At 67.0% G+C, this 8,245-nt stretch carries 4 protein-coding genes; 1 reads left to right on the forward strand and 3 read right to left on the reverse strand.

Annotation, left to right across the window (positions count from 1 at the left end):
- Positions 1–520 precede the first annotated feature (520 nt).
- The 3 genes from U9977_RS14555 to U9977_RS14565 all read right to left on the reverse strand — a co-directional run bounded on the left by U9977_RS14555 (position 521) and on the right by U9977_RS14565 (position 6,095).
- Positions 521–2,035, reverse strand: coding sequence for a metallophosphoesterase family protein (locus U9977_RS14555; RefSeq protein WP_322749789.1), 1,515 nt, complete (start codon positions 2,033–2,035; stop codon positions 521–523).
- Between the two features lie 144 nt (positions 2,036–2,179).
- Complete coding sequence (locus U9977_RS14560) at positions 2,180–4,684, reverse strand: ATP-dependent Clp protease ATP-binding subunit (protein ID WP_322749790.1); 2,505 nt, start codon at positions 4,682–4,684, stop codon at positions 2,180–2,182.
- Positions 4,685–5,207: 523 nt separating this feature from the next.
- Positions 5,208–6,095 carry a (2Fe-2S)-binding protein gene (locus U9977_RS14565; protein WP_416210615.1) on the reverse strand — a complete coding sequence of 296 codons (888 nt, stop codon included), beginning with the start codon at positions 6,093–6,095 and terminating at the stop codon, positions 5,208–5,210.
- 113 nt (positions 6,096–6,208) lie between these two features.
- Between U9977_RS14565 and eutB the strand changes: the two genes are divergently transcribed.
- The gene (gene eutB, locus U9977_RS14570) at positions 6,209–7,816 is read left to right on the forward strand and encodes an ethanolamine ammonia-lyase subunit EutB (RefSeq protein ID WP_322749792.1); all 1,608 of its coding nucleotides are present in this window, start codon (positions 6,209–6,211) and stop codon (positions 7,814–7,816) included.
- Positions 7,817–8,245: the final 429 nt, after the last annotated feature.

Consider the following 8,245-nt stretch of genomic DNA (forward strand, 5'->3'; position numbering starts at 1 on the left):
CGACCGGCAAGAGGGGACGCGGCGTCGCGGGGCTGGGGCACGCACCCCAGCCCCGCTCTTTGATCCACATCTTCTTCGGTGCGACGAGTGGAAGGAAGACGTCAGGAAACGCCGGTTTTCGGGCGGAAAATGTATGTCAACCATCCACTCGTGCTGGCCCGGTTACCTGCCCGCTTACCTGCCCGGTTATCTGCCCGGTTTGCACCGGTGACCTGTGGCCACCAACCGAGGATGGCAGGAGTCCGCTGCACGGGTACCCCAGCTTCGCTCTTTGATCCACGCCCCTATTGCCGGGCACTCTTATCGGCATACGGGGATGCCGCCTTCGCGCGTCATCATCGTCCGGCCGGTGCGCGCCCCGGCGGCGATCAGCCCACGACGTACGGGGGAACGCGCGGGCCGGTCGTGTGCCCCGCCGGGACGCGAACAGAAGGTAGCGAACTTCGTACCATAGGTGCAAGCCCTGTCCGTGTTCCCACGACAGGCGGTCGGGGGGCAGGTGGCCAGCAGGCCCGGGAAATCAACCGGCCCAGGTAGGGACGGCCTCGCCGCTGCCGGCAGTGGTGCCGGCGCCGCTTCTGGCGGCCGCACCGGTCCTGACCAGCGTGAACGTGTCGAACGGGACGGGTGAGGGTCCGGAGCTGTCGTACACGGTCACTCGGATGCGGCTTGTTCCGCCCGACTCGCCCGGATCCACCTCGAAGCCGGCGAACGCGTACGGGTGCTCGGGTGCGCGCAGCGCCAGCCATGGTGCCGGCTCGTGGGCGTAGATCGAGCGAAGCCGCCTCGGGTCGGACTCCCGTGCTTCCACACCGACGATCACTCGACCGGCGGGCGGGTCGAACAGGTTGCCGGCCGACGGCGACGACGACCCACCCGTCCCCAGGACCATGTGTACCGTTCCACGTGAAGTGTCGATCACATCCGTCTGCGCTGAGACCGGGCGCGGCGTGAGCACATCAGAACCGTCGACCGCGCCACGCAGCGGGTGCGTCCGTTCGTAGTGGTGTTCGTGTCCGCACAGGACGAGGTCCACCTCGAAGGCGTCGAACAGCGGCAGCCACTCCTGCCGGATGCCAAGGTCCGCGCCGTTGTGGTGCTCGGCGCTCGACACGGCGGTCTGGTGCATGCAGACGATGATCCAGTCGATGTCCGGGTCGGCTCGGGCGTCACGCAGGGTTCGGGTGAGCCATGCCCGCTGCCGGCCGCCGCTGTATCCGCGGATGTACACCATGCCGGCGTCCTGATAGCAGACATCGTCGTTCTGCAGAATGACGAAACGCACGTTCGATACGGTGAAGGCGTACCACAGGCCGGCGACATCCGGATCAGTGCCGGCGGCGATCTCACCCTCGGCGACCCGCGTGTCGGCGGGCTCACTGTTGTCGGGCAGCAGGAATCGGCTCTGATAGGCCGTCAGTCCGTGCGGCCCGTTCCCGCGCTCGACCTCGTGGTTGCCGGCGGCGGGCATCCACGGGCGGTGCCGGGCCGACGTACTGATCATGTTGAACCAGTCGGACCAGGCCCGCAGCGGGTCGCTGCTGTGGTTCGCGTACGACAGATCGCCGGCGACCAGGGTGAAAAGTGGACCAATTCGTTCGATACCGGCTACGACGTGTCCGGACGCCGGTGTGCCGAGCGGGTCGTAGGCCGCGGATGTGCCCTGGTCGCCGAAGCAGGTGAACGTGAACCTCGCCCGATCGGCGGGTGCCGTGCGCAGCGTCCCGCCCTCGACATGGGCGATCCGGTCATGGTGGACCTCGTACAGGTACATGGAGTCCGGTTCGAGGTGTGTGAGCAGGGCATGGTGACTGATTACCTCCACACCGGTGACAGCGTCGGTGTACACCCGGGTGATGGCGGGCACCTCGCGATCGAGACTGCCCGCGATGGGACCGCCCGCGGTGGGACCGAACCGTACCCGGGGGTGGCCCACCACGCCCGGCGTTGTCCACGACACGGCCATTGATCTGGCCGGCTCCGACCCGAACGTCAGATGGATGTGTTCGACGGGAGTTCCCGCACGCGGAGCCACCTGCTGTCCTCCATGCCGCGAAAGGCTCGGGGTCGGTTGTGGGATGCATCACCGGCGGCATGCCGCAAGGGGCGGCCCCGCCACAGCGGAGCCGCCCCTTGCCGACGAGCTACGTCACATCCCGGCCGGCGTGGCCGGGCGCTCTTACTCGGTGGACTTGGCCAGATCGATGGGAGGAGCGTCGGGCACCTGGTTCGGCTTGGGCTCACCGCGGAAGATGAACTTCGCGGTCTCCCCTTCGCCCTCCACGTCACCCACGACGATTTCGCCGGGCTTGAGTGTCCCGTACAGGATCTTCTCGGACAGGACGTCCTCGATCTCCCGCTGGATCGTCCGGCGCAGCGGCCGGGCGCCCAGCACCGGGTCGTAGCCCTTCTTGGCCAGCAGCATCTTGGCCGCGGGCGTCAGCTCGAGAGCCATGTCCTTGTTCTTGAGCTGGATGTCCACCCGGGCCAGCATGAGGTCGACGATCTGGATGATCTCAGCCTCGGACAGCTGGTGGAAGACGATGATGTCGTCGATCCGGTTGAGGAACTCGGGCCGGAAGTGCTGCTTGAGCTCGTCCTGGACCCTCGCCTTCATCCGCTCGTAGTCGATGGCGCCCTGTCCGGTCGCGAACCCGATGCCGGGGCCCTTGGAGATGTCCCGGGTGCCCAGGTTCGAGGTCATGATCAGAACAGTGTTCTTGAAGTCCACCAGTCGGCCCTGGGAGTCGGTCAGGCGACCGTCCTCCAAGATCTGCAGGAGGGTGTTGAACACATCCGGGTGGGCCTTTTCGACCTCGTCGAACAGGACGACCGAGAACGGCTTGCGCCGGACCCGCTCGGTGAGCTGGCCGCCTTCCTCATACCCGACATAGCCGGGCGGGGAACCCACCAGCCGCGAGACCGTGTGCTTCTCCATGTACTCGCTCATGTCGAGCTGGATCAGCGAGTCCTCGTCGCCGAACAGGAACTCCGCCAGGGTCTTGGAGAGCTCGGTCTTACCGACACCCGAGGGGCCGGCGAAGATGAACGAGCCACCGGGACGCTTGGGATCCTTCAGGCCCGCGCGGGTACGCCGGATCGCCTGGGAGACCGCCTTGATGGCCTGCTGCTGGCCGATGACGCGACGGTGCAGCTCGTCCTCCATACGCAGCAGGCGGGCCGTCTCCTCCTCGGTGAGCTTGAACACGGGGATGCCGGTCCAGATCGCCAGGACCTCGGCGATCTCCTCGTCACCCACCTCGGCGACGACGTCCATGTCGCCGGCCTTCCATTCCTTCTCCCGCTTGGCCTTCTCGGCGAGCAGGGTCTTCTCCCGGTCACGCAGGGACGCGGCCTTCTCGAAGTCCTGCGCGTCGATCGCGGACTCCTTGTCCCGGCGGACGTTCGCGATGCGCTCGTCGAACTCGCGCAGGTCCGGCGGTGCGGTCATCCGGCGGATGCGCATCCGCGAACCGGCCTCGTCGATGAGGTCGATCGCCTTGTCCGGCAGGAACCGGTCGGATATGTAGCGGTCCGCCAGGGATGCGGCCGCAACCAGGGCACCGTCTGTGATCGACACGCGGTGGTGTGCCTCGTACCGGTCCCGCAGGCCCTTGAGGATCTCGATGGTGTGTGCCACCGACGGCTCCGCGACCTGGATGGGCTGGAAGCGCCGTTCGAGCGCGGCGTCCTTCTCCAGGTGCTTGCGGTATTCGTCCAGGGTGGTGGCACCGATCGTCTGCAGCTCACCACGCGCCAGCATCGGCTTGAGGATGGACGCGGCGTCGATCGCGCCCTCCGCGGCACCCGCGCCGACGAGGGTGTGCAGCTCGTCGATGAACAGGATGATGTCGCCGCGGGTACGGATCTCCTTGAGGACCTTCTTCAGGCGCTCTTCGAAGTCACCGCGGTAGCGGGAGCCCGCGACCAGCGCACCGAGGTCGAGGGTGTACAGCTGCTTGTCCTTGAGCGTCTCGGGCACCTCGCCCTTGACGATCGCCTGCGCCAGCCCCTCGACGACCGCGGTCTTGCCGACTCCGGGCTCGCCGATCAGCACCGGGTTGTTCTTGGTCCGGCGCGACAGCACCTGCATGACGCGCTCGATCTCCTTCTCGCGCCCGATCACCGGGTCGAGTTTGGATTCGCGCGCTGCGGCCGTGAGGTTGCGCCCGAACTGGTCGAGGACGAGCGAGGTCGACGGAGTGCCCTCCGACGGCGCGCCGGCGGTCGCGGGGTCGCCCTTGCCCTGGTATCCGCTCAGCAGCTGGATGACCTGCTGGCGAACCCGGTTGAGGTCGGCTCCGAGCTTGACCAGCACCTGCGCGGCCACGCCTTCGCCCTCGCGGATCAGTCCGAGCAGGATGTGCTCGGTTCCGATGTAGTTGTGGCCGAGCTGCAGGGCCTCCCGCAGGGACAGCTCCAGCACCTTCTTGGCACGCGGAGTGAACGGGATGTGCCCACTCGGGGCCTGCTGGCCCTGCCCGATGATCTCCTCGACCTGTGACCGAACACCCTCGAGGGAGATACCGAGCGACTCAAGCGCCTTGGCGGCGACGCCCTCCCCCTCGTGGATCAGTCCGAGCAGGATGTGCTCGGTTCCGATGTAGTTGTGGTTGAGCATCCTGGCTTCTTCCTGAGCCAGGACGACGACCCGACGTGCCCGGTCGGTGAATCTCTCGAACATGTGCGCTCCTTCGAGCGGTGCGACCGACCACACGGCAGTCGGTATCCGCATGCTAGCTCCGCCGATGCATGTCCCCACGCATCGAACGGAAACCTTCCCGCCGGCCCCGCCCTCTCCCTTGTGGACGGCGGACCGACTGAGGTAGCCGATCCACCAGCGAAGACGCCTGAGCCAACGGTGGCTGACCCGGACCGATTCCGTCCCGCTGTTCCGCCGAGAGCAGAACGAAATCTGATGGTTACCGTGCTGGCGAGCCCCCGCACCGGGAGACCGGGACGGCCCCGATCGTCGGTGGCGACCCGCCTGGGTCCATACTTCAACCGCCTGCCGATGGTCGCTGAAAGTAATATGTTGTGCGCTTCGGAGTTATACCATTGCGCAGAGAATGAAAAATCTTACTCGATGTCTACGCTACAGTAGCCAATTGTATATGTCACCGAGCGGACGGCAAGTGATGACCATCGAGTGGCCCCGCGGCGGCCCAGCGGGAAACACGAGCAAATCGGTCCTGGTGGTGGCGGCGTTAGCCAACCGCCAACCCTTCGTCACCTTGGGTATCTATCCACTCGCGAAGGCGTCGCTCGCGTTCCGAATCGGACGTGAATGGGCAGGTCGTGCAGTACTGGCCGCTCATCCGGTGGACGAGGCAGCACGAACCCCGGCGCATCGCCGTCTGCCGCCGACCCTGGTGGGTGAAATCGGACCACGTCGGGCGGGCACGCATCGGCGGGCAGGCCAGGGCGAAAAAGGCATCCGCCTCCATCCGGCCGATGTCGGGATCCCCGGTCACCCGCTCCGTCAGCAGGAATGCACGGCCGCACTGCGTGGCCACCGCACCCCACAGCGCGGGCAGGCCCAGGCGCGCCCGCGGCCGTAGCGCCAGGACCAGTGGCTCCAGATGCTCGACCAGGTTGGTTACTAACCGTAGCCGAAGGGCGGCACGGTCTTCGACCACGTCGATCGTCGCGCGGACGGTCCCAGCGTCGGCGAGCACCGGGTCGTCGGGGAGCACCGGGTCGTCGGGGAGAACCGTCATCCGCTCGGTGTGAAACGCCGTCACGTCGAACCAGCCGCCGGGTGCGCTGTGCAGTGCCAAGCCGTCCGCAGCCAGGTCCGGCACCCGGTGGCGCACGACATACGTGGCGATAGCCGGTCCGGCCACGCCGGCGGTGTACGCGGCCAGGAAGCTGCTGACCGCCACCTCCCGGTCATAGCCGTATGCCTGGCGCAGCTCGCGCACCATCGCGTCCAGGCCTGCGCCGGTGAGCAGATCGGCGCGACGCAACCAGCCGGCGCCGGGCTCGGCGCGGCCGATCCGCGCCACCTGCGGTGCGAGTACCGGTGCGATCGCCGCCAAGGTCGCTTTCAGGGGTGCCTCCCGCTGTCGCGTCGTGATGCACACGCCCCTCATCCTCGGGGTCGCCGGCGACACGCAGGAGGGTCCCGTGGGAGGTTCACCAGTGACCACCGGGGGCCGAAGGGCACGCGGCCGCGACGATGTAACCAGATACATGAGGTGGACGGTTGAGTTTCCAGTCGGTCGTGCATGGCGAGCGTTACGTATTCGCCGATCTCGTGGAACTGTTCGCCAAGGCGGGCGAGGCGAAGTCCGGTGATCAGCTGGCGGGGGTGGCCGCGTACTCGGCGGCTCAGCGGGTCGCGGCCCGACGAGCGCTCGCGGATGTCCGGCTCAGCGAAATCGTCGCGAATCCGTTGATCGAGGACGCGGTCACCGATTTGATCAACGACGGCCACGACGAATTGCGGTTCGGTGCCGTCTGCGCCCTGACCGTCGGTGAATTCCGCGAGTTGGTCCTGCGGCCGGAGTTCTCCCTGCAATGGGACGCGGGGTTAGCTGCGGGAATAACGCCCGAGATAGCGGCGGCGGTGGCTAAAATCATGACCGATCGGGATCTCGTTGTTGCCGCGAAACCACTGCGGACGGTCACCCGTTGTCGAAACTCAATGGGCGGGACAGGCGTGTTCGGCATCGGTTTCCAGCTGGACCAGCCGACTGACGACATCGAGGCTTTCCTCCTGTTGGCACTGGACGGGCTGGCCCTCGGCTGCGGCGACGCCGTCGTCAGCGTGGATCCGGGAGGCGCCTCGACCGGGCGGGTCGAGCGGATCCTGCATGGTCTGGCCACGCTGGTCGGACAGCTCGGGGCACCGGCGCAGACCTGCGTCCTGGGCCATCTCACCACCCAGCTGGGCCTGATGGAGGCGGGTGCTCCGGTCGATCTGCTGTCCGCCTCCGTTGCCGGGACACAGCGGGCGGACCGCGCGTTCGGGATCACCCTGGACCTCCTCGCGCAAGCGCGTGAGGCGGTGCTCGAGCACCACCGGGAACGTGCCGCCGACTTCAGCGGCGACCAGGTGATGTACTTCGAGGCGGGGCAGGGAAATGCGCTGTCCGTCGAAGCACACCATGGGGTGGACCAACTCACCCTGTCCGCGCGTGCATTCGGTGTCGCTCGCGCTTTTGATCCGTTTCTGGTCAGCTCCGTGATCGGATCCAGCGGCGGAGAATATCTGGCCGGTTCCCGGCAGATCATCCGGGCCGGACTGGAGGACCATTTTGTCGGCAAGCTACTCGGACTCCCGATGGGTTGCGATGTGTCCTACGCAGCCAAGCGGCGCATCGGCGGCTCGTACCCGGGCGGCTCGTACCCGGCCGAGTCATACGGGGGCGAGTCTTACGGGGGCGAGTCATATGGGGGCGACGTCGACACGGGCCGGAACACCGGTGCGGACCTTCTGTTGCTCTTGGCCGCGGCGGGCAGCAACCATGTCACCGGAGTGACCCCGGACGCGCTGGCCCTGCGTAACCAGACGTTGCGTGCCTCCGCGAGCGCGTGGGGGCTGGGGGCCCTGGACGTCCAGGACGTCCAGGGCCCCCAGGACGTCCAAGCGAGCCTGCATCAGTCGTCGACCGGGTTTCGTGACGTCGTCGGGATGCGGGAGCTCTTCGGCCTGACGCCGGCCCCGGAATTCGCTGCCTGGGCGGCGCGGCGGGCCGTGCCACCCAGGGGACGGTTTGCCAGCCTAGATGATCTTAACCTGTCGACGCCGGTCAGACGGAGCCGGGACGCCTGGCTGCCCGCCGATGCCCTGAACCGGGTGTGGACGTGATGGTGTCGGCCGGAGTCGATAAGAACGCAATGGGGTGTCCGTAGAGGTACGCTGTCAGGAACACGTCACCACTGCGCGCCGCCCCTGCAGGCCCCGGTACGCCGCCGCGTCGCCCGGTCTTCTGAGTACGGAAGGGTCATCGCGGTCTCGATCTCGGCCGCTCGGCACGGCGGAAGCGCAGAGGAGCCCCGACGGCGATCTTTGTGGTGCGGTTCATAGCATATAAACAATGCACGATAATGAGAACAAAGACGGCTACGCGGGGTAGTTTCCGCACGTCAGGCCATAACTGACGGTGAGATCGGCGGGTTTTGCGATCCGCTCGCCAGCGACGAAAACCCACCGATACATGCGCGTCACATCTCGGCCGGCCCTGGCCTCGATCGACTCCTGGTACGTTCGCTGCACACCGGAACGATTTGCACGATG

The sequence above is a fragment of the Protofrankia sp. Cas8 genome, from assembly GCF_963555845.1.
In the GTDB taxonomy this organism is placed as follows: domain Bacteria; phylum Actinomycetota; class Actinomycetes; order Frankiales; family Frankiaceae; genus Protofrankia.

What these genes read in the sequence shown, in the direction of transcription:
- U9977_RS14565 (WP_416210615.1), bottom strand. Translation starts at nt 6,095, where the DNA reads ATGAGGGGCGTGTGCATCACGACGCGACAGCGGGAGGCACCCCTGAAA.
- U9977_RS14560 (WP_322749790.1), bottom strand. Translation starts at nt 4,684, where the DNA reads ATGTTCGAGAGATTCACCGACCGGGCACGTCGGGTCGTCGTCCTGGCT.